The organism is Streptomyces pluripotens, from assembly GCF_000802245.2.
GTDB classification, from domain to species: Bacteria; Actinomycetota; Actinomycetes; order Streptomycetales; family Streptomycetaceae; genus Streptomyces; species Streptomyces pluripotens.
In genome coordinates this window covers 3,902,444-3,923,628 of record NZ_CP021080.1, presented here as the reverse complement: position 1 = coordinate 3,923,628, position 21,185 = coordinate 3,902,444, and the positions used below count along the sequence as shown (strand labels likewise).

The 21,185-nt window shown below is 70.5% G+C and carries 20 protein-coding genes and 2 pseudogenes; 4 read left to right on the top strand and 18 right to left on the bottom strand.

Features of this window, described 5'->3' with window-relative positions; all coding sequences use genetic code 11:
- Positions 1 to 33: 33 nt before the first annotated feature.
- The 6 genes and pseudogenes from LK06_RS17775 to LK06_RS17750 form a co-directional block, all read right to left on the bottom strand.
- Positions 34 to 378 (bottom strand): DUF2516 family protein, encoded by a 345-nt coding sequence (locus tag LK06_RS17775; RefSeq protein ID WP_039654821.1) that lies wholly within the window; start codon positions 376 to 378, stop codon positions 34 to 36.
- Positions 379 to 480: 102 nt separating this feature from the next.
- Positions 481 to 1,077, bottom strand: coding sequence for a hypothetical protein (locus LK06_RS17770; RefSeq protein WP_039654724.1), 597 nt, complete (start codon positions 1,075 to 1,077; stop codon positions 481 to 483).
- Between the two features lie 86 nt (positions 1,078 to 1,163).
- On the bottom strand, positions 1,164 to 1,640 hold the full coding sequence (locus LK06_RS17765; RefSeq protein ID WP_039654723.1) for a helix-turn-helix domain-containing protein: 477 nt from the start codon (positions 1,638 to 1,640) through the stop codon (positions 1,164 to 1,166).
- Positions 1,641 to 1,759: 119 nt separating this feature from the next.
- Complete coding sequence (locus tag LK06_RS17760; RefSeq protein ID WP_039654722.1) at positions 1,760 to 2,104, bottom strand: hypothetical protein; 345 nt, start codon at positions 2,102 to 2,104, stop codon at positions 1,760 to 1,762.
- A 34-nt stretch (positions 2,105 to 2,138) separates the two neighbouring features.
- The gene (locus LK06_RS17755; RefSeq protein ID WP_039654721.1) at positions 2,139 to 2,732 is read right to left on the bottom strand and encodes a hypothetical protein; all 594 of its coding nucleotides are present in this window, start codon (positions 2,730 to 2,732) and stop codon (positions 2,139 to 2,141) included.
- Positions 2,733 to 2,753: 21 nt separating this feature from the next.
- Positions 2,754 to 3,020, bottom strand: a pseudogene (locus tag LK06_RS17750) (FAD-dependent oxidoreductase); the annotation flags it as partial.
- A 52-nt stretch (positions 3,021 to 3,072) separates the two neighbouring features.
- Between LK06_RS17750 and LK06_RS17745 the strand changes: the two are divergent.
- Positions 3,073 to 3,765: a TetR/AcrR family transcriptional regulator gene (locus tag LK06_RS17745; RefSeq protein WP_043433937.1), complete on the top strand. Its 693-nt coding sequence runs from the start codon at positions 3,073 to 3,075 to the stop codon at positions 3,763 to 3,765.
- 1 nt (position 3,766) lies between these two features.
- On the opposite strand, the pseudogene LK06_RS35300 reads toward LK06_RS17745, so the two are convergent.
- Positions 3,767 to 4,176 (bottom strand): annotated as a pseudogene (locus LK06_RS35300) (GntR family transcriptional regulator); the annotation flags it as partial.
- Positions 4,177 to 4,283: 107 nt separating this feature from the next.
- Here LK06_RS35300 and LK06_RS17735 point away from each other — a divergent pair.
- Positions 4,284 to 5,372: a MerR family transcriptional regulator gene (locus LK06_RS17735; RefSeq protein WP_039654718.1), complete on the top strand. Its 1,089-nt coding sequence runs from the start codon at positions 4,284 to 4,286 to the stop codon at positions 5,370 to 5,372.
- A 172-nt stretch (positions 5,373 to 5,544) separates the two neighbouring features.
- On the top strand, positions 5,545 to 7,974 hold the full coding sequence (locus LK06_RS17730; RefSeq protein WP_039654717.1) for an ATP-binding cassette domain-containing protein: 2,430 nt from the start codon (positions 5,545 to 5,547) through the stop codon (positions 7,972 to 7,974).
- Between the two features lie 153 nt (positions 7,975 to 8,127).
- Here the strand turns inward: LK06_RS17730 and LK06_RS17725 are convergent, their stop codons facing one another.
- The 9 genes from LK06_RS17725 to LK06_RS17685 form a co-directional block, all read right to left on the bottom strand.
- Positions 8,128 to 8,625 (bottom strand): HAD domain-containing protein, encoded by a 498-nt coding sequence (locus tag LK06_RS17725; protein WP_039654716.1) that lies wholly within the window; start codon positions 8,623 to 8,625, stop codon positions 8,128 to 8,130.
- A gap of 146 nt (positions 8,626 to 8,771) precedes the next feature.
- Positions 8,772 to 10,943, bottom strand: a complete 2,172-nt coding sequence (locus LK06_RS17720) for a HelD family protein (protein WP_234367439.1) — start codon at positions 10,941 to 10,943, stop codon at positions 8,772 to 8,774.
- A gap of 50 nt (positions 10,944 to 10,993) precedes the next feature.
- Entirely contained in the window at positions 10,994 to 11,614 is a 621-nt protein-coding gene (locus LK06_RS17715; RefSeq protein WP_039654715.1) for a TetR family transcriptional regulator, read from the bottom strand.
- Positions 11,615 to 11,623: 9 nt separating this feature from the next.
- On the bottom strand, positions 11,624 to 13,873 hold the full coding sequence (locus tag LK06_RS17710; protein WP_039654714.1) for an aminoglycoside phosphotransferase family protein: 2,250 nt from the start codon (positions 13,871 to 13,873) through the stop codon (positions 11,624 to 11,626).
- Positions 13,874 to 14,143: 270 nt separating this feature from the next.
- Positions 14,144 to 14,893, bottom strand: coding sequence for an HAD family hydrolase (locus tag LK06_RS17705; RefSeq protein WP_234367437.1), 750 nt, complete (start codon positions 14,891 to 14,893; stop codon positions 14,144 to 14,146).
- Positions 14,890 to 15,774, bottom strand: a complete 885-nt coding sequence (locus LK06_RS17700; RefSeq protein WP_052270088.1) for a winged helix-turn-helix domain-containing protein — start codon at positions 15,772 to 15,774, stop codon at positions 14,890 to 14,892. Before LK06_RS17700 ends, LK06_RS17705 begins: the two co-directional genes overlap by 4 nt.
- 136 nt (positions 15,775 to 15,910) lie before the next feature.
- On the bottom strand, positions 15,911 to 16,819 hold the full coding sequence (locus LK06_RS17695) for a winged helix-turn-helix domain-containing protein (RefSeq protein WP_043405044.1): 909 nt from the start codon (positions 16,817 to 16,819) through the stop codon (positions 15,911 to 15,913).
- A gap of 377 nt (positions 16,820 to 17,196) precedes the next feature.
- Positions 17,197 to 18,438, bottom strand: a complete 1,242-nt coding sequence (locus LK06_RS17690; protein WP_039654713.1) for a GNAT family N-acetyltransferase — start codon at positions 18,436 to 18,438, stop codon at positions 17,197 to 17,199.
- Between the two features lie 57 nt (positions 18,439 to 18,495).
- Positions 18,496 to 19,095, bottom strand: a complete 600-nt coding sequence (locus LK06_RS17685) for an RsiG family protein (RefSeq protein WP_039654712.1) — start codon at positions 19,093 to 19,095, stop codon at positions 18,496 to 18,498.
- A gap of 159 nt (positions 19,096 to 19,254) precedes the next feature.
- Between LK06_RS17685 and dtd the strand changes: the two genes are divergently transcribed.
- Positions 19,255 to 19,680, top strand: coding sequence for a D-aminoacyl-tRNA deacylase (gene dtd / locus LK06_RS17680; RefSeq protein WP_043433940.1), 426 nt, complete (start codon positions 19,255 to 19,257; stop codon positions 19,678 to 19,680).
- A 47-nt stretch (positions 19,681 to 19,727) separates the two neighbouring features.
- On the opposite strand, the gene ygfZ is transcribed toward dtd, so the two are convergent.
- Both ygfZ and LK06_RS17670 read right to left on the bottom strand, forming a co-directional pair.
- Positions 19,728 to 20,693, bottom strand: coding sequence for a CAF17-like 4Fe-4S cluster assembly/insertion protein YgfZ (gene ygfZ, locus LK06_RS17675; RefSeq protein ID WP_039654710.1), 966 nt, complete (start codon positions 20,691 to 20,693; stop codon positions 19,728 to 19,730).
- A 9-nt stretch (positions 20,694 to 20,702) separates the two neighbouring features.
- Positions 20,703 to 21,140: a Fur family transcriptional regulator gene (locus LK06_RS17670; protein WP_039654709.1), complete on the bottom strand. Its 438-nt coding sequence runs from the start codon at positions 21,138 to 21,140 to the stop codon at positions 20,703 to 20,705.
- Positions 21,141 to 21,185 lie beyond the last annotated feature (45 nt).

The window sequence follows — 21,185 nt, the reverse complement described above, 5'->3', positions numbered from 1 at the left end:
GCGGCCCGCTCGCCAGATCTCCGGCGGGCGCTGCTAACGGCCACCGTTGTACGGCCCGTAGGGACCGTCGCTGCTGCTTCCGCCGCGGCGGCGCCCCCAGCCGCGACCGCCACCGACGTGCTGGAGCGCGGGACGAACGTCGACGAAGAAGACGATCGTGGCGACCAGGCCGGCGAGCTGCAGGAACAGCATCGGAACGAGCAGGTTCACGGCAACCGTGACACCCAGGATGATCAGCCAGAAGCCCTTGCTCTGCTTGCCCGCGGCACGGTAGGCGTCCTCGCGGTACAGCGCGGCCACCACGAAAGCCACCACGGCGAGCGCCAGCATGGCGGTGAAGATCAGCCACATAAGGCCGCCGAATGCCGTCATCAGCACAATGCCCACCACCTGTGTCGAATCGTCCGTACAGCCACCGTACCCATAGAACGGGCCGGACCCCCGAAGGTGCCCGGCCCGAGCTCACTTCGTCAGCCGTGATCACTTGGCCGGCGGGGTCGTCTTCTTCGCGGTGGTGGTCTTGCGCGGGGCCGGCGCCTTCTTCGCCACGGGCTTCTTCTCGGCGGCGGGCTCGGTCTGCGCCCCGGCCGGCTTCGACTCGACGTCGTCCTGGACCGGTTCGGGCGCGCCCTCAACGACGATGGCCAGGTCCTCGATCTCCTCGGCGGCCTCGCCGCGCCAGGTCTTCACGGCCTGCTCACCGTGCTCGGCCACCTTCTCGTAGGTCTCACGGGCCTTGACGGCGTACTCGGCGGCGACGCCGACCCCACGCAGTGCGAGGTCCTGGGCGGTCTCGCCGAACTTCTTGAGGTCTCCATCGAGGACACCGAAGAACTCGTTGACCTTGGTCTGGAGAATCTCCTGCGCCTCCCTGGCCCGGGTGGCGGCCTTCTCCTGTACGTCCTTCGGGTCGGTGTTGCGCACCGCCTCGATACGGGCCGGCGCATCGGCACGCAACTGCTCGACCAGGGCGGGCACCTTCTTGGCCTGCTGGTATGCGAGATCGGCGGTGCCGGCGGCGAAGTACAGCGGAGTCGGGTCGCTGAAGGTCTTGCGCAGGTCGTCGGTGATGGCCATGGTGGTGGTCCTCCCGGATGTACGTTCGGCTGAGGTTGGTGTGGTCCGCGGCGGGGCGGCCGGTGGCTGGTTTTCGAGGGCCTGCGTCACCCCTCCGTCCGCCGCGGGCCGGCATCGTCTCCGTCGGCCGTGCGGGTGCCGCGCACTTCGGTGTCGCCGGGCGCTTCCTCCGTCACTCCGTCGCCGTCCTCGTCCGCGGCGGGCTCGCCGACCCCGAATCCGTTCTCCTTGCGAAAGGACTCGTAGATCTGGAGCAGCACCTGCTTCTGCCGCTCGTTGAGCGAGGGATCGGCGAGGATGACGGCGCGCGTCTCCACTTCATCCCGGTCCCGCTCGGCGTCGAGGATCCCGGCGCGGACGTACAACGTCTCGGCCGAGATGCGCAGGGCCTTGGCGACCTGCTGGAGCACCTCCGCGCTGGGCTTGCGCAGCCCGCGCTCGATCTGACTGAGGTACGGATTGGACACCCCGGCGGCATCGGCGAGCTGCCGCAGCGACAGCTGGGCATTACGCCGCTGTTCGCGCAGATACTCACCGAGATTGCCGACGTTCAGTGATGCCATGCCTCCACCTTGCCCCAACTTCGCTAACAATTGCAAGCACCCGCTAGCAAAAGTGCGCCATCGCGCCGCCCGGGTTGTTGAGCCTGAGCACGCTAGTTGTCACCTGAGCAGGACAACTGTCACCGTGCGGCTTGACGGACTCCCGTGCAGGCGATGACTGTGTTGGCGTCGTCAGCGAGAAAGAGCATGAAGGCCCACGTCCGGTCTGGTGAGAAGATGCAGCCGATCTTGACCTGATCGACTTCGAGCCGGGTGAGGATGTCGACGGTGGACGGCAGGGCGAGAGTCTCAGTGCCGCGCTTCCTCGCCCGTCGGAGGCGAGCCGCGTAGATGCCGGCGAGCTGCTGGCTGGGAACGCGGCCGTCCCATACGACGAAGTCACCTCCGGCCAGAAGCGCCTCCCTGGCGGGTTCGCAGGCCGTGGTCTGGTCGCCCAGCATCACGGCAAGTTCCGCCCGATCCATCTTTCCTCCTCCCGCCTGCTGTCCCGCTGTCCGCTCAGTCGTCGAAGTGAAGGCCGGGCCGGGTCCAGAGTGTGAGGTCACTGCTGGTGGCGACCGCCAGGGTCAGGCCGGAGGGAGAGAACCCGGCCGCGCGGAGTTCTGAGTACTCGGAGTGGAAGACGTGCCACCACGTCCCTCCCGCCGGGCCTTTGTGGGACCCGCCGTCGGCGGAGAGGATGACGCGGTCGTGGGGCCACTCTGGGCTGACGACGTCCAGGGTCCAGCCGTCCGGCGTGGTGCTGTGCAGACCGCCGGTGAAGAGTCCGGCTATGTGTACCGGGACGCCCGCGATGGGGCCGAGCCCGGGGCAGGTGAGGTCCGGGTGGGCGTCGGGGGTGCTCGTTTCGGGGTCAGGGTCCCGGTCGCGGGCGATCTTCTCGCCGGTGACCGCGTCGAAGAGTCCATGGCCGTCGCTGGACACGACCATGACGAGATCATGGCCATTGTCGGGATGGACCGCGAATCCGATACCGAGGAGACCCCCGATGGGAGTCCTGCGGTCCAGCACCGGCTGCCACGGCTCGGGAGCCGACATGACGACGGCGGCGAGGTAGCGCTCGCGCAGCTTTTGCTGGTACTCCGTGATCAAGTCGTCTCCTCGGTGCGATCAGTCACGCAAGACGGTCCCGTCCGCGTCCAGGATGCGCGTGGCCTGCCCCTCGGGGCGCGACAGCGCCTGGAACTCCGCTAGCAGCCCCGCCTTGTCCAGCGCGAGCTGGCCCATCCCTTTGTGCAGGTCAAGCGTGCCGCCCGGGGGGCGGGCGTCGGGGGTGGGATCACGTTCGAGGACGGTGACAGGGTGATCATGGCGGTGCAGGACGCGGGCCAAGGTAAGGCCGGCAGGACCGCTCCCCACCACTGCGATACGGTGCCTCATATCGATACACTGTATTTTTCCATGCGTCGCATCGCAACGGTACGGTGACACGATGACCGTGTGGGACCGGCCGGAGCCGCCGACTCGCCCCGTGCCGCTCAACCGGGAGCAGATTGTCGCCGCCGCCATCGCGCTGGCCGACGAGGGCGGGCTGGAGGCGGTGTCGTTGCGCAAGGTCGCCGCCCGCCTGGACGCCGGCCCGATGCGGCTCTACAGATACATCTCCACCAAGGAGGAGCTGTACGACCTCATGGTGGACGAGGTCCAAGCCGAGATCGTCCCCGAGGAGCAGCCCGGTGACTGGCGGGAGGCATTGCGCGTCCTGGCCCAGCGCACCAGGCAGGCCGCTCTCCGTCACACATGGCTGGCCGACCTTCTCGGCGGTCGCCCGGCCCTGGGGCCGAACGGCCTCGCCGTGACCGAGGCCACGCTGGCTGCCCTCAACGGCCTCGCCGATGTCGACACCGTCATGCGCGCCGTGGAGACGGTCAGCGCCTACTCCATCGGCGCGATCAGGCGCGAGATCGCGAACCTGCGGGCCGAGCGCACCACGGGCCTGTCCAAGCGCGACTGGCAGCGGGCCTCCGGCCCACACGTGACGAGAATGTTGGCCACGGGTCGTTTCCCGGCGCTGGCCAAAGTCGTACACGACGGCACGGACGTGGACGCCGAGGCTTCCTTCACGACCGGCCTGGACTGGGTCCTCGACGCCGTGGCCGCCAAACTCACCCAGCCGTCGGCGTGACGCTGGCACGAGCCGGGCGCGGGAATTCGACGACGGTCTCGATGACCACGCCGATGGAGCGCACTCGCTCGGCCACTCCCTTTCCCGCGAGGGGCCCATCTCGGGCAGCACGATCGGCGTTCCGTCCGTGATGGCCATGGGCTCCCAGGATTCGGAAAGCTGGACGGGTTGCCCGTCGGCGAGGAACGCGTACTGCGTAGTGACGCAGAGGTCCCCGGGGCCGATGGCGTGGCGCTCGGCGATCGCTTCAGGAGCAGGGACGCGCGCCTGACTGTGCGCATCCCAGGCGTCGGCTCTGCCTCGCTCCCCCGTGCCGGTACGGGAGCGGGAACGGTACCGCGAGCGGACCACCCGCAGGCGCTCGCGCGGCGTGCGCACCTTGGTGCCCGAGCCCGCGCATCCTTCCAGGACAGTTCTCCGCCAAACGGGGTGGAGCGGAACGTCGTTGACCTTCACCTTGGGGAAACCCGCAGCATCGGTGGGGCCGGGCGGCGTGCCCGGCACGAGGAGGAACGAGTATGGGGTTGTTGACCATCGGGTCGTTCGCAAAGGCGTCCCGGCTGTCGCCCAAGGCGCTGCGTCTCTACGACGAACTCGGCCTGCTGCCCCCCGCTCGCGTCGACCCGGTGACCGGTTACCGCCTCTACGCGTCGGAGCAGTTGGAGCAGGCCCGGCTGGTTGCGTGGCTCCGACGCCTGGGCATGCCCCTCGCCCGCATCCAGCACGTCTGCACGCTGGGGGCGACCGCCGCGGCTCAGGAGATCCGCGCGTTCTGGGCCCGAGTGGAAGCCGACACCGCCGCCCGACGGGACCTGGCCGCCTTCCTCATCGACCACCTGTCCTGGGAGGAACCCACCATGTCCCCGACCGCCGTGCCCCTCGGCATCCGCTACGCCGCTCTATCCGACAAGGGCCTCGTCCGTGAAAGCAACCAAGACACCGCTTACGCCGGTTCCCATCTGCTCGCCGTCGCCGACGGCTGCGGCGGGAGCGGTGCCTCTGCGAGCGCTGCCGCCGTCGGGGCGCTCCAGCGCCTCGAAGCGGACGGCATCCCGGCGGATGATCTGCTCAACGTCCTCACCGACGCGATCGACCAGGCCAGGCGGGCCGTGCACAGCGTCGCCGGTACCGGTCCCTCCCCCGAAAGCACCGGCACGACACTCACCGCGATGCTCTGGACCGGATCGCGATTGGCCCTCGTGCACATCGGTGACTCCCGCGGCTATCTGCTGCGCGACGGCGAGCTGTTCCAGATCACCCACGACCACACCATGGTGCAGTCGATGGTCGACGAAGGACGCCTCAGCCCGGAGGAAGCCGCATCCCACCCACAGCGATCACTGTTGGTACGCGCCCTGGGCCGAGGAGCCGACACCACCGTCGACATGCGCCTGCACGACCCCCGACGGGGAGACCGGTACCTGCTCTGCTCCGACGGTCTGTCCGCCGTCGTACCGGCAGGAGAGATCCGCCGGGTGCTCGCCGAGACCGGGGAGCCCGAGCAGGCGGTCCGCGAACTCGTCGCCCTCGCCAACGGCTCCGGAGGTCCGGACAACGTCAGCTGCGCGATCGCCGACGTCGCCGAAACCGCCGGCTTGCGGCAGTAGGAGGAGCAGACCACGCCCCGGGGACGCCGGGATCGGTCACCGGCCGGGGACGCCGGGATCGGTCAGGATTCGAGAAGCGGCGGCCGACGGATCGCGGCTAGCGTGGCCTCGGCGGCCTTCCGAAGAAGGAGACGGGGCGTCGGCTGCCCGCAGGGACGGAGAGACGACGACGATGACCACGACCACCGGGGCGGGCGCGGGGTCCACCGTGCCGCACGTTGCCGACGGCCACGATCTGATCCGGGTGCACGGCGCACGGGAGAACAACCTCAAGAACGTCAGCGTCGAGATTCCCAAGCGCAGGCTGACGGTGTTCACCGGAATCTCCGGTTCGGGCAAGAGCTCGCTGGTGTTCGACACCATCGCCGCGGAGTCACAGCGGCTGATCAACGAGACGTACAGCGCCTTCGTGCAGGGGTTCATGCCCACGCTCGCACGGCCCGACGTCGACGTCCTCGACGGACTGACCACCGCGATCATCGTCGATCAGCAGCGCATCGGGTCCGACCCACGCTCCACCGTGGGCACCGCCACCGACGCCCACGCGATGCTGCGGATCCTCTTCAGCCGGCTCGGCAAGCCGCACATCGGCTCGCCCAAGGCGTTCTCCTTCAACGTCGCCTCGATCAGCGGGGCGGGCGCGGTCACACTCGAACGCGGTGGGAAGACCGTGAAGGAACGGCGCGACTTCAGCATCACCGGTGGCATGTGCCCGCGGTGCGAGGGCCGCGGCTCGGTCACCGACATCGACCTCACCCAGCTCTACGACGAGGACAAGTCGCTCGCCGAGGGCGCACTCACCGTTCCCGGTTACAAGGCGGGCGGCTGGAACTACCGGCTCTACAGCGAGTCCGGCTTCTTCGACCCGGACAAACCGATCCGCACGTACACCAGGAAGCAGCTGCACGACTTCCTGCACCGCCAGCCGGTACGGATGAAGATCGCGGGCATCAACATGACCTACGAGGGTCTGATCCCTCGGATCCAGAGGTCGATGCTGGCCAAGGACCGGGAGGCGATGCAGCCGCACATCCGGGAGTTCGTGGACCGCGCGGTCACCTTCACCACCTGCCCCGAATGCGACGGCACCCGGCTCAACGAGGGCGCCCGGTCCTCGAAGATCGAGGGGATGAGCATCGCCGACGCCTGCGCCCTGCAGATCAGCGACCTGGCCGAATGGGTCCGTGCTCTCAACCAGCCCTCCCCAAGCTCTTCGAGCAGGGGGTACCCCACGGTGGCTCCGCTACTCACCGCGCTGGGCGAGACCCTCGACTCCTTCGTGGAGATCGGTCTCGGCTATCTCTCCCTCGACCGACCCGCGGGCACGCTGTCGGGCGGCGAGGCGCAGCGCGTCAAGATGATCCGTCACCTCGGCTCCTCGCTCACCGACGTCACCTATGTCTTCGACGAGCCCAGCATCGGCCTGCACCCGCACGACATCCAGCGGATGAACGATCTGCTGCTGCGGCTGCGCGACAAGGGCAACACGGTGCTCGTCGTGGAGCACAAGCCGGAGGTCATCGCGCTCGCCGACCACGTCGTGGACCTCGGCCCCGGCGCCGGTGCGGCCGGCGGCGAGGTGGTCTTCGAGGGCACCGTCGAGAGGCTGCGGACCAGCGGCACCCGCACCGGCCGTCACCTCGATGACAGGGCCGCTCTCAAGGAGAGGGTGCGGAAGCCGGTCGGCGCACTGGAGGTCCGCGGCGCCACGACGCACAACCTGCAGGGCGTCGACGTCGACATTCCGCTCGGTGTGCTGACCGTCATCACCGGCGTCGCCGGTTCCGGCAAGAGCTCCCTCGTCCACGGGTCGATCCCGGCCGGCTCGGACGTGGTGTCGATCGACCAGACGCCGATCCGCGGCTCGCGCCGGAGCAACCCGGCGACCTACACCGGACTGCTGGAGCCGGTCCGCAAGGCGTTCGCCAAGGCCAACGGCGTGAAGCCGGCACTGTTCAGCGCCAACTCCGAGGGCGCCTGCCCCACCTGCAACGGCGTCGGCGTCATCTACACCGACCTGGCGATGATGGCTGGCGTCGCCACCACATGCGAGGAGTGCGAGGGCAAGCGGTTCGACGCGTCGGTGCTGGAGTACCGCCTCGGTGGCCGGGACATCAGCGAAGTACTGGCGATGCCGGTGGCCGAAGCCGAGGAGTTCTTCGCCGCGGGAGAGGCCCGTACCCCCGCCGCCCACCGGACCCTCCGACACATGGCCGACGTGGGCCTCGGCTACCTCACCCTCGGCCAGCCGCTCACCACGCTGTCCGGCGGCGAGCGGCAGCGGCTCAAGCTGGCCACCCACATGGCGGAGAAGAGCAAGGACCGGCACATCTACGTCCTCGACGAGCCGACCACCGGTCTCCACCTCGCCGACGTGGAACAACTGCTGGGTCTGCTCGACCGGCTGGTGGACGCCGGCAAGTCGGTGATCGTCATCGAGCACCACCAGGCAGTTATGGCGCACGCCGACTGGATCATCGACCTCGGCCCCGGTGCCGGCCACGACGGCGGCCGCATCGTCTTCGAGGGCACACCCGCCGACCTGGTCACGGCCCGCTCCACGCTCACGGGCGAACACCTGGCGGACTACGTCGGCGCCTGAGCCCCGCGCGGCCGGCACCCGTGCCTCCTTCCCCGAGGGCAGCGCCCCTCCGGATCGCGCCCCCTCAGGACCGCGGTCCGGACGGCAGTACTCGCACGCCGACCAAGCTGGTTCGCCCACGGGCCGGGGCACGGAGCACCGGCCGGTGGCCGCTCAGGCCTGGCGCCCGGCCGCCTCCAGCCACTTTTCCAGCGCGCTGAAGTCGGCTCGCGTCAGCCCGTAGTGGTGGTCGACGCGGTGGAGCAGGGCCGCGGACGAGTGGTGGACGGCGACCCAGGAACGGTCGGCCTCGGTTACTTCGTCATCGATCCAGATGAAGGGCCGGCCGGCAGCCCAGGCGACCAACGGGCGGGTCTTCCAGTGCAGCAGGTCGGGAGGCGCGTCCTCATCAGGCCACTCCACGACCGGCAGCGCGGGCAGGCCCAGCCAGGGGGCGAGGCAGGCGTTGGCATCGTCCATCCAGGTCGTGGCCCACACCAGCTCGCAGCCCAGCGCGGCCAGCCGCGGGCCGAGCGCCGGGTCGACACGGGACAGCAGCGGGTGTCCGACCGTGTCCGGCAGCAGAGTGGAGCCGCGGTCGTAGACCGGGTAGGCGCCGTCCGCCGCCCCGAACGGGATCAGCGGACCGTCGACGTCGAGGAAGAGCAGCATCAATCCCAGGATCGGTCATGAGCCCGCTCTCGGCGAGGGCCGTGGTGATCCGGTCCCGGCGGGCCTTCTCACAAAGCAACGGACCGGAACGGCAGCGGACCAGAACGGCAGTGGACCGGAACAGCAGTGGACCGGAACAGCAGCGGTCAGAACGGCAGTGGAAGGGCGTGCACCACGTCCAGTCGGGACACGGCACGGGTCAGCACCACGTAGAGCCGGTGGGCGCCGCGCTCCTCCGCCGTCAGGACCGCGGCCGGCTCCACGGCCACCACGTGGTCGTACTCCAGTCCCTTGACCAGGCTCGCGGGTACCACGGTCACGCGGGCGCCGAGCACGTCGGGGCCCGCGTGGTCGACACCGGCTCCGGTGAGCGCCGCACGCACGCCGGCCGCGTCCGCGTCGGCCACCACCACCCCGATCGACCCGTCCCGGGTGAGGGCGCCCCGTACGGCGGCCACGGTCGTACCGAGGACGTCGTCGGTCGGGCGGAGGGTCAGTTCCCCGTCCGTACGCATCGACTCCGCCGCGGGTACGGCCACGTCCAGGCGGGCGAGCAGGCGGTTGGCCAGTTCGACGACGGCCACGGGGACCCGGAACCCGGTGGTCAACGGCACGACGGCCGCGTCCGGCTTGCCGAGGTGGCGCAGTTGGACGGACCAGTCGCGGGCCGCCCAAGGGGTGGTGCCCTGAGCGAGGTCACCGAGGACGGTCAGCGAACCGAAGGCGGCCCGGCGAGCGATCGCCCGGCACTCCATGGGCGAGAGGTCCTGTGCTTCGTCCACGATGATGTGACCGTAGCCCTCGGGGCGCTCGACCAGCCCGGCGATCTCGTCCAGGAGGACCAGGTCGGCCGCTGACCAGCGGGCAGACCGGTACGAGCGCGGCGGGTACGGCCACAACAGCGCGGACTGTTCGTCGAGGCCCAACAATCCGTCGGCTGCGCGGGCCAACACCGCCCGATCGCTCAGGAGTTCGGCGAGAAGCTCCTCGGGGCGGGCCTTCGGCCAGACGGAGTCGAGGTGGGCGGTGAGCGGCCGGGCCCGCTCGATGCGGCGCGCCCAGGAGGCGGGGCGGGCACCGGCACGCCGTTCGGCCTGGTCGCGCAGCCGGCGCACCACCCGGGTGAGCACCCGGTCGCGACCCAGGGCGTACGGCGGCTGTTCGGCGCGCACCTCCTCGACGATTCCAGCCAGTTCACCGGCGGCCACTCGCCACCGGTAGGAGCCGTCCGGTACGGCGAGGTCGGCCACGCCCTCGGTGGTCACCCGCGCGTACAGTGCCCGGCGCAGCACCTCGGCCATACGCGGATCATGTTTGACGGTGGCCGTGGCAGCAGGATCGGTCCCGGTGACCGGATGGCGGGCGATCTCCTCCTGGAGGGTGGATTGACGGTGACCGCCACCGGTCGCCAGGTGGCCGGCGGTCTCCCCGAGGGCGGGCAGCACCTCGGCGATGTAGCCGAGGAAGGTACGGCTGGGGCCGAGGACGAGCAGGCCGGAGCGTTGCAGCCGCTTGGGATGGGTGTAGAGCAGGTACGCGGCCCGGTGCAGGCCGACGGCGGTCTTGCCGGTGCCCGGAGCGCCCTGCACGCAGACGGATTCGGCGAGGTCCGCCCGAACCAGGTCGTCCTGCTCGGGCTGGATGGTGGCGACGATGTCCCGCATGGGTCCGACCCGGGGCCGCTCGATCTCACGCGCCACGATGTCGCTGGCCCGGGCTTCGCCCCGGCCCAGGTGTTCGTCCTCCAGCCCGGTGAGGTCGGCGGACTCCCCCCGGCTGCCCGGCGCCCAGCCGAACCGGCGGCGCACCTCGACGCCCTGGGGATCGCCGGCGCTCGCCTGGTAGAAGGCGCGGGAGACGGGAGCGCGCCAGTCGATCACGAGGGGCGGGGCGGCCGGGTCCTCGGTGATCCGCACACGGCCCAGGTGGTAGCGCTGCCCGCCGTGTCCGGGGGCATGGTCGGCGAAGTCGAGGCGGCCGAAGTACAGGGGACCGGGGGGAAGTGCGCCCAGTGCCTTGGCCTGGCTGCGCAGCCGGCGGCCGAGCACCTCGGCGTCGGCACCGGAAGCGGAGACGTCTTCACCGGTGACGACCTGTGCGTCGGCGCCCTCGACCATGGCAGCGAGAGCGGCACGACAGGTGTCGTGGTAGGCCCGCTCGACGCGGAGGGCGTCCGCCGTGTCCGTCACGTCCCCCGCTTCCCCCCTGCCTCTCGCTTCCCCGGGGGTCTGCGCGCACTCGGACGGCTGCGCGCACTCGGTCTCCTGCACGTTCTCGGCGTACTCGGCGTGCTCTTGCGCGGGGTGGAGTGGCGTCATGGCGTCACCCTACCCAAATAATGTTACTCAGTTATATTTTTAACCGGGTTTTATGAGGCAGGGTCGGCCGTCAGACCCGGCAGCCCCGTGGCCAGACTCCAAAACGCCCGCTCGGCCGCCCGCACCGCATCCGGTGCCACCTGCGCAGCACGCTCCCCGGCTGCGATCCGCAGCCAGTTCTCCTGCGCCAGGACCCGCTGGACGGCGACGATCTGCCCGGCCGCCAGCCGGGCGTCCAACCCCCCGCCCAGGGCTCCGGCGAGCGCCACCTCCGACCGCTCCAGATGACCGTGCAGCCTGGCCACCAGGGCCGGCGTCCCGTACAGCAGGGCGTGGAAGGCGAGCACCGCGGGGTCGTCGTTCAGTCCGGTGACCGGATCGCGCCGCTCCAGGCCGGAAAGGAAGTTCCGGCGCAGCGCATCCACCGGGTCGGCCGCCCCGGCGACCACCCGAGCGGCCTCCCCCTCGTGATCCGCGATCCGGTGCAGGACCAGGTCTTCCTTGGCTGGGAAGTACCGGAAGAGGGTCGGCTTGGAGATCCCGGCCGCGGCGGCGACCTCGGCCACGGACACCGCGTCGAAGCCCCGCTCCAGGAACAGCCCCACGGCGAGGTCCGACACGTCCTGGTACATCTGCCGCTTCTTGCGCTCACGCAGGCCCATCTCACCCATGGGGCGAGCCTACGCAGCACCGCCCGGCCCGGTCGGCCGGACCAGGGCGCGGGTCAGCCGCGGGCTGCCACGCACACCGCTGCGCCGCCGGGAGGACAGGCCCAGCGAGGCGGTGGCAGCGGCGAGGGTCATGGCGTACGAGTCCAGCGCGCGGCGCACGTTGGGGGCGTCCAGGCTCGCGCCGGTGACCAGCCGGTCGAGGTCGACGTAGGCCGAACGGACGATCTCGATCCACCGGTACACCCGCCAGTCCTCCCGCCAGTTCCGGGTGAACCGGGCGGGCAGGCGGGCATCCCAGCGCCGGAACATGCGGTCCCGGATCTCCGACCGGGTCGGGGTGAGGTGCATGTGCCGGACCAGTTCGTACAGCGGGTCCCCCACCAGGGCCATCTCCCAGTCGATGAGGGTGAGGGCTCGGTGGTCGTCCCGGCGCACCAGGTTCCACGGGTTGAGGTCGCCGTGCAGCAGGGCGGGGTCCCGGTCGGCGACGTGGTGCCGGGCGAGGATCTCGCGCAGCCGGGGGGCGTCGGGCAGGCCGAGGAAGCGGGCCAGCCGCTGCGACTCCTCCGGCAGACCGGCGACCAGCAGCACGAGCTGTTCGCTGAGCCAATCGTAGAAGGGGGGTCGCCCTCCCACCGGGTCGACCGGGGCGTGGTCGACCTCGGTCAGCGCCGCCAGTTGGTCGACCAAGCGGTCCGCCTCGTGCGGACGCAGTCCGTGCACCGGGTGGTCGGGGCGGCGGCCGAGGTCGCGGGCGCCCTCGTAGGTGTGGACGGCAAAACGGTCCCCCCAGTACCGCAGCCCGGGGTCCGCGGCGTGGCTCTCGCCCAGTGCCAGGACCCGGGGCGCGGCCACCGGCACGCCGGACCGTTCGATCGCCCGCAGCACGGCGTGCTCACTGAGGAAGCTGCGTTCGCGCCGCAGCACGACGGTCGCCTCACGGCGGACCACGACGGGGAACGGCGTCCCGGGCACCTGAAGCACCGTGTTGAGGTGCGCAGCACCCTTGAAGACCCGGCCGGGCGGGGCGGCGCCTTCCAGGAACAGCGCGTCGGCGACCGCGCGGTGCGGAAAGCCGGGGTGCTCGGGCACCCTCTGGTCCGGTGTCCAGTCCAGGGCCCGGACAGCCCTGGCGCCAGCACCGGCGGACGCTCCCCGCCGGAACAGGATGCGCCGGATCTCGTCCCGCCCGGGCACCCGCCCCAGCCGCAGCGGCTCGGCGGCGGCACACAGGGCGGCGCGCACCACGGCCGTCGCCTCGTCCAGGCTCCGCCGGTCGAAGGAGTCCTCCAGGGACCGCACGGCCCGAATCACATCGGCGTAGAGGGCCCGGGCGTACTCGAACGCGAGGTAGTGCCGCAGGTCCTTGGCCAGACCCGCCACGGCGGCCGGCCGCACCCGGTGCACGGCGTCGGCCCAGGCGTCAACGACCTCGCACCACTGGTGGTCCGGATACCGCATCCGCACCAGGTGGACGGCGAGATCGTGCAGCGGGTCGCCGTAGCCGGCGAGTCCCCAGTCCAGGCAGTGCAGCGGCAGGTCACCGGCGGACGGCCGGACCAGGTTGCCGCGGTGCAGGTCACCGTGGAGCAGCCCGTACGGGCGCCGGGTCATCGCCGGTACCCGTTCGGCGAACCGGAGCAACGCGCCCTCGGGCACGCCGAGGGCGACGAACAGGCCGCCGTACCGGTGCCCGCCGGGCCCGCGGATCTGGTCGTCCGCGAGCCGGGCGAGGATGCGCAGGAAACCCTGGGAGTCCGTGTGGTTGTCGGGCCAGCAGGACGGCAGAGGTGGCAGGACACCGCCGCGCACCTGGACGATCGACGCCAACAGCTGGGCCAGGTCCCTCAGGAGGAGCGCGTCGACGGGTTTGCCGGAACCGCAGACGTCACCGAGCACGTCGCCGTCCACATGACTGTGGACGGCGTACCCCTCCCCCGCCACCAGGCACTCCGGCACCGGCAGGACGCCGCGCAGTGCCCGCAGGACCTCCGGCTCGCTGTGCCAGGTCCGGACGGCCACCGGCGCCGTGTCCATGTCCATGCCCGACACCCGTACGGTCACCAGGGTGCCGGGCTCCCGGTCCAGGAGTCCGGCCAGTGGTTCGGTCAGCGGCAGAACGCGGTCGCGGTGACGCAGGCCCCCGCGGGTCCGCCCCGCCGCGACCGCACGGGCCACGAACTCCCGGACGACGGTGTCCGTCCGAACTCTGCCGACGTGTCCCCCGGCCGTGGGTCGGGGAACAGGCGGTGCGCCCACTGGCCGCTCCGGGTAGATCGCGTGAAATGAAGGACGGGTCGGGAGGAAGGAGACTCGGGACCGAGGCGGGTAGGGACCGAGGCGGGTAGCGGACGGCATCGGGGAACGCGTAGGGGACGATGCCGTTCCAGGTGCCGACGGGCACTACCAGGCCGGGGCGAGTGGCCCAACGGGCGTCCGCCGGTCGTCCGTGCCGGGCCGGCGGCCGAGGACCGGCTCGTTGCCGTTCCTCGCGCATGTTCCGAGCGGTGGCTCGGACGTGTCGGCATGCTAGCCCACCGGACGTCCGCTCCGGAGCACTCTGAGCAACGGCTCCAGCGACCGCACCACATGCTCGGCGCCCGCCGCGCGCAGGCGTTCCTCCCTGCTCTCGGCACACGCGTAACCCAGGAACGGGACACCGGCCTCGCGGGCGGCAGCCACGTCCGAGCCGGAATCGCCGATCATCAGGGCGGTGGATGCCGTCGCGCCCATCGCGTCAAGGGCGCGGATGAGGCATTGCGGATGTGGCTTGAGGTGGTCCAACTGCCGTGTACGGCCGTACAGGTGGGTGGCGAAGCACCGGGTGAGGCCCCGCGCTTCGAGGTACGCACCGGCCGCCTGGGGCGAGTTGTCGGTGGTGACGGCGAGGCGGGCGCCGACGGCGGTCCAGGTACGGATGAGTGGGTCGGCGTAAGCGGTCGGCAGCGCCGAGGCGGCGGCTCGCAGCTCCTGCTGGGTGAGCTGTTCCTCCAGCCCGGCGACGAGGCCGCTGTCCGGGCTCCGGCGGCCCACGGCCCGCAGGACGACCTGTGGATCCGGTGAGACCCGTTCGGCGTCGGTGAGCAGCTCGCGCGGGCCCTGCCGCTCCAACCACCCCACCAGGTCCGCGGCCACCCGCTCCGCGCGGTGTCGGGCGAACAGCCGGCAGATCGGTCCGTCGAAGTCCCAAAGAACGAACCGGACCGATGCGATCAGTTCACGTAGCTTCTCGATCTCGCTTGCGTCAGACGTCGCTGCAGACGTTGCATCAGAAGTCACCAGGAGAGTGTCAGGTCCGAGGAGATGGTTTCCCAGAGGGCGTCGAACCACTTCTGTGATTGCGCCACGAAGGCCGCGTCACGCTGCCCGGCCCGCTCCTCGAAGGAGAAGAGCAGGGATTCGGAGCCGAGGGCGTCATACATCTCCAGCATCCCGCCGTCGGTGGGCTCCGCCCGGCGCGTGATCATGTAATACGCGTACAGCGCCTCCGTCCCATTGAGCAGGTACAGCTTCGCCGGCGGGGTGAACGGCAGTGCCCGGAAGGAGACGTGAACGTCGATGCCGTGGGTGCCGCGCAGCGCCTGGAGGTTGTACTGGAGCACCTGGCCCTGGGCGTTGCGCATCCCCAACCACCGCTGGTGCACGGCGGCGGCGTCGCTCCCGGCGTCGGCCGAGACCGGGAAGGCGAGGTCGATGTCCCGGGAGGGGAGCAGGACCCGGACGTCGATCCGCTCGGGGCGGATACGCCCCTCGTGGATCAGGCGCAGCGGCTCACCGAGGGCGGGGATCAGGCTCTGCGCGGTCAGACAGACCGCGTCGATGCGCACCTGGGGTGCCGAAAAGGCCTCGCTCAGGCGGGGGGCCAGGGCCACCATGGTCGGCTGGGGATCCTCCCGGGCCGGGCGTGGCGGCTCGGCCACCCGCGGCGGGCTGCCCTTGCTGACGTTGCTCAGCAGCCTTTCCTCCCGGAGCGTCCGCAGCGCCTGGCGCACGGCACCACGCTCCACGCCGAACTCCTCCGCCAGTTCGGCCTGGGTGGGCAGCCGGTCACCGGGCCTCAGGACGCCGGTGCGGATGCGCTCGCGCAGGGCATCCGCGATCTCCTGGGGCGTGATCCTTCTGCCGCCGCTCGCTGCCACGTTCTCCTGGGTCACAACCAAACGCTACAACTATGATCCATCTGAGGGGAGTTGCAGGAAAGTTGTTTATTGGTGAGACCAAGTAGCAGCACATGGGCCGAGTTGGCTGCCAACTTCTGCAGACCTGACGAGGAACATGGATCGTGTGTGCGATTCGTTACGACGCCAGCACCAGGTCCGAGCTGATCGTCTCCCACAGCGCGTCGAACCACAGCCGCGACTGCTCCACGAACGCCGAGTCCCGCCGCCCGGCCCTCCGCTCGAAGGCGAACAGCATCGACCGGACTCCGTCGGCGTCGTACAGCTCCAGGTGTTCGTGCTCGATCTCCCGCTCCTGACGCGCCAGCGTGTAGTACGCGAGCAACGCCTCGGTCCCGTTGAGCAGGTACAGCTTGACCGGCGGGGTGAACGGCACTGCGCGGAAGGAGACTTGCACGCCGATGCCGTGCGTGGTGCGCAGGGCCAGCAGGTTCTGCCGCAGCACCATCCCCTGGGCGTTGCGCTGGGCGAGCCAGCGCCGGCGCAACAGGCCGCCGTCATCGGTCGCCACCGGCGTCGGGAACGCAAGCTCGATGTCATCACTGGGCAGCAGGACCCGGACATCGATCTTGGCTGGTTTCAACCGCCCCGCGTGGATCAGCCGGAGCGGCTCGCCGACGGCCAGCGTGAGCGAGACGGACGTCAGGCACAACGCGTCGATCGCCACGTGCGGGACCGCGAAGGCCGCCGCGACACGCGGCGTGAGCCCCACCACGGTGGGCTGCGGCGACGCAGCCGGACCGGCCGCGGAACTCGTGCACCCGGGCTGCGCCGCCACTGTGGCCGGGCTGCCCTTCGAGGCACCGGTGAGCAGGTGTTCGGACCGCAGGATGCGCAACGCCTGCCGTACGGCCCCCCGGTCGACGCCGAACTCGTCGGCCAGCTTGGCCTGGGTGGGCATGCGCTGACCCGGCCGCAGCTCACCGGACCTGATCCGGCTGCGCAGTTCGTCGGCGATCTCGCAGTGGGACGAGCGTGACCGACGTGACCTCGTCCGTCCACTGGCCAAGACGTGCTCCGGGTCCACAGACGAACCGTACAACTTCTCGCCATCTTGCGGCAGTTCGTCGACAGCTGGTTATGAGACGGTTCCCGACGGAGATAACTACAGTGGAGTTGGCAGCCAACTCGCATGACATGGTCAGGCTTCCCAAGTGGTTGGCCGAGACCGGGCTTCCGTTCCGGAGGGGAGCCGGGAGTCAGGACAGGGGACGGCCAGCGAAGCGCACAGCCACAACTGAACAAACCGCACAGCCACAACTGAACACCGACATCGCACAGCCACAACTGAACAGCTCGCTACGGATGATCAGGCACGGTTCGCGGTTCGACGGACACAAGACCAGCGGTCACGGGCCGACGGACACGAGCCACGGCCGGCGCGTCACAGGGGGAAGGGAGCCGTCAGAAGAGGTCCGGGCACCATGGGCGCCCGGCCGAGCGGAACAGGGCGTCGGCCTTCCTGGCGGCGCCCTCTCGTTCTTCCTGGACCCGGCCGAGCGCCGCGAGCCTCAGCGCTGACTCGCCGCCGAGCCACAGCCGCGCCAACTCGCCCACGTCCAGGGTCAGATCGACGCTCCCGGCACGCGTGGGCGTACAGGACGCCCCCTGGGGGCCGGCCTCCAGCCGGAACCGGCCCCCGGGCAACACGCCCCCACCGTCCACGACCTCCAGCACCAGCGCGCCCTCCCCCTCATACGCCCGTGCCTCCAGCGCCCGTACAACGTCCAGGATCCGCACCCACAACCAGTCCGTGTACGTGGTGAGCCGGGCAGCACGCGGGTCGGGCAGCAAGTCGGGCAGCAAGTCGTCCGGCCCGCGCCGGCCGCTCTCGACCCTCGTGATCCAGTCGATGGAGCAGACGTAGTGCCACAGGGCTCCTTGGGCTGCCGGGGTCGAAGCGGTCAGCCAGTTCACCGTGGCGGTGCAGTCCGGCTGGTTGCCGCGCCAGGTGTCCTCCGTCCGGTACGACACCATGCCGTCGACCTCCCCGGAAGCGGAGCGGTAGACGGCGTAGAACGGTTCGGTCCAGTCGGTGCCGAAACGCACGGCGCCGGTTGCCGCCTCCCACCACAGCGGAGTACGGCTGACCGCACCGGGCTGGGATCGGCGGACCCGCTCGTACAGCTCGGGGCCCAGCTTGCGCACGTCCTCGCCGTCCACCAGGTCGATCCGGCCGCCGTCCCCCGGACCGGACCAACGCCTGTCGAGGCCGGCCCGGGATACTTCGACGGTCCACTCCGCGCTCCGGGTGGCCGGTCCGAAACCGTAGCGGCCGTAGATCGGGTGCTCGGCGGCGATCAGCGTGGCCACGACGTCACCGCGTTCCCCGGCCGCCGCGAGGTCCTGGCCCATCATCCGGCTCAGCAGGCCACGGCGGCGGTGGGTAGGGGCCACCGTGACGGCGGAAATGGCGTTCGCCGGGACGGCTGAGCCGCCCACCGCGGTGACTTCCTGGGGAAAGGAGCGGAAGGTCGCGACACACCGCCCGCCGTCGAACGCACCGAGCAGGCGGGATGCCGCGGTCTGCCGCCGGAAGGCCTCGACCTGGCCCTCCTCCAGCACGGGCGGGCGCAGGAACCCGGTGGCCACGGCCCTCAGCCAGCCCTCGTATTCGGCCTCACCAACAGCGCGCACTTCGGTCATGGGGTCACCGTATGCAAGCGCCCGCCAGCGCGTCGCAGGATTTTTTCCCGACGCCCGTCACATCAACAGGTCGTCCACTTGCGCCTCGCCCATCCGGTAGCGGCGCGCGATCTCCCCACTGCAGTCGTCGGTCGTGTGCTGCAGCCGTTGGCGGCACCGGGAGACCTCCTGCTCGTAGGAGACCAGACGTCCCATGGCGGTGGCCAGCTCCAGGTCGGTGCGCGCCTGCAGGTCTGACAGCTCGACCTCGGCGAGCATCTCGGCGGCCAGCCTCCGGTACGCCTCATTGTGCGGGGTGCCGAGGGTGACATGGCGGGCGGAGGAACGGTGCTGGGCCGGTGCGTCCTTGAGGATCTCCGGGAGCCGGTCGACGACGGACCCGTCCGCGGGCGCGGGCAGGGACGCCCGACCGCGCCGGCACAGCTCCGCCCGCAGGATGTCGATCCGCCCCTGCAGCAGCCGCCGCACGTAGCTGAGGTCCGCCTCGTCGCGCTGGGCGTCGCGGCGCAGGGCACGTAGTTCGGGCAGACTCATCCGGGCCAGGTCGGGCTCGAAAGGCTCCGCGGGCAGCACCGGACCGGCCGTGCCGTCGCCACGCTGCGCGGGCGGCCGATACGGCGTCTGCGTCCCCGGTCGCCTGGTACTCGGTGTGCTCATCTGCTTCTGACCGTCCCCTCGACCGGCGTGTAAAAGCATCGTGCCACCCCAACCGACCAGTATGTGACCGAGTGCCCCCGAACGGCCCCAGATGGGCGGTAAGAGATCCATATTGGGCCCCCTGCAGCCAGGTGCGGGGCACCCGGCATGATGGTTCGCATGCGTGCGGTAGTGCAGAGAGTGGACGGCGCGAGCGTCGTCGTGGACGGCGAGACGGTGGGCGCGATCGAGGGCGAGGGACTGTGCGTCCTCGTCGGGGCGACCCACGAGGACACCAAGGAGAAGGCGGCCCAGCTGGCCCGCAAACTGTGGTCGATCCGGATGCTGCAGGACGAGAAGTCGTGCAGTGACATCGACGCCCCGCTCCTCGTGATCAGCCAGTTCACGCTGTACGGGGACGCACGCAAGGGCCGCCGCCCGACGTGGAACGCCGCCGCCCCCGGCGATGTGGCCGAGCCGCTGGTGGACGAGGTAGTGGCCCGACTGCGGGCTCTGGGGGCGACGGTGGCGACCGGCCGGTTCGGAGCACGGATGCGGGTGTCCCTGACCAACGACGGGCCGTTCACCGTGCTGCTGGAGATCTAGTGCCGCAACAGGCACCGTTCGCCCCGTCCCGGCACTAGCCGAGCCGGCTACGGCGCAACGACGACTTCCTGGGCCGCGGCCGTGTCCCCGGCGATCAGTCGGGCGTCGACCGGTACGTTCCGCTTCACCAGCGCGAGGGCCACCGGGCCGAGCTCGTGGTGGCGTGCGGACGTGGTCACGAAGCCGATCTTGCGGCCGTCGGGGCCGTCGTCCGCGAGGCGGATCTCCGTGCCGGGCAGCGGCAGGTGAACCTCGCTGCCGTCCAGGTGCAGGAAAACCAGGCGCCGGGGCGGCTTGCCCAGGTTCTGCACCCGGGCGACGGTCTCCTGACCTCGGTAGCAGCCCTTCTGCAGATGCACCGCCGTGCCGATCCAACCCAACTCGTGCGGGATCGTACGGTGATCGGTCTCAAAGCCGAGGCGGGGTCGGTGGTGCTCGACGCGCAGTGCCTCGTGGGCGAGCAGCCCGGCGGCGGGTCCGTGCGCGGCGGCGAACTCCTCCAGGTCGGCACGCGGCAGGAAGAGGTCACGGCCGTACGCTGTCTCGCGCACGACGACACCCTCGGGCACCTCGGCGATCGAGCCGGCCGGCAGGTGGACGACCGCGAAGTCGGCGGTGCGGTCGGCGACCTCCACCCGGTAGAAGAACTTCATCGACTCCAGGTACGCGACCAGCGCGTCCTGGGTGCCGGGCTCCACGTGCGCCCACACCGTCGCACCGTCGTCCACCAGGTACAGGGCGTGCTCGATGTGTCCGTGCGCGGAGAGGATCAGCGCCTCGGTGGCCTCGCCCGCGGGCAGTTCGCTGACGTGCTGGGTGAGCAGCAGGTGCAACCAGCTCAGGCGGTCCTCGCCGCTGACGGTGACGACTCCGCGGTGGGAGAGGTCGACGAATCCGGTGCCGTCGGCGAGGGCGCGCTGCTCGCGGAACAGGTCGCCGTAGTGGGCGGCGACACCTTCGTCCGCGCCTTCGCCTGGAACCGCGCCGGGCAGGGACAGCAGAGGGCTCTTCATACCGCAAGCCTACGACGTGGTAGTTGAACTCTTCAGCGAACAATCCGCGCACCGGCCGAAGAGCGCGAAGTGCTTCATGTCCGTGTCGAAGCCGAACTGCCGCCGCAACTTCGCCGTGAACTCCGCGGCCACGTCCACATCCGCCTCGATCACGTTCTCGCAGTCCCGGCACACCAGGTGAAGATGGTGGTGGCGGTCGGCGAGGTGATAGGTGGGGGCGCCGTGTCCCAGGTGGGCGTGGCTGACCAGCCCCAGCTCCTCCAGCAGTTCCAGCGTTCGGTAGACGGTGGAAATGTTGACCCCCGACGCCGTCTTCCTCACTTCCACGAGGATGTCGTCGGGGGTCGCGTGCTCAAGGGTGTCCACGGCTTCGAGGACAAGCTGCCGCTGCGGCGTCAGCCGGTAGCCGCGCTGCCTGAGGTCGCTCTTCCAGTCGGTGCTCACCACACTGGAAAGTCTAGAGCCACCCGGTGTGCAGGCTGCTGGGTGAGG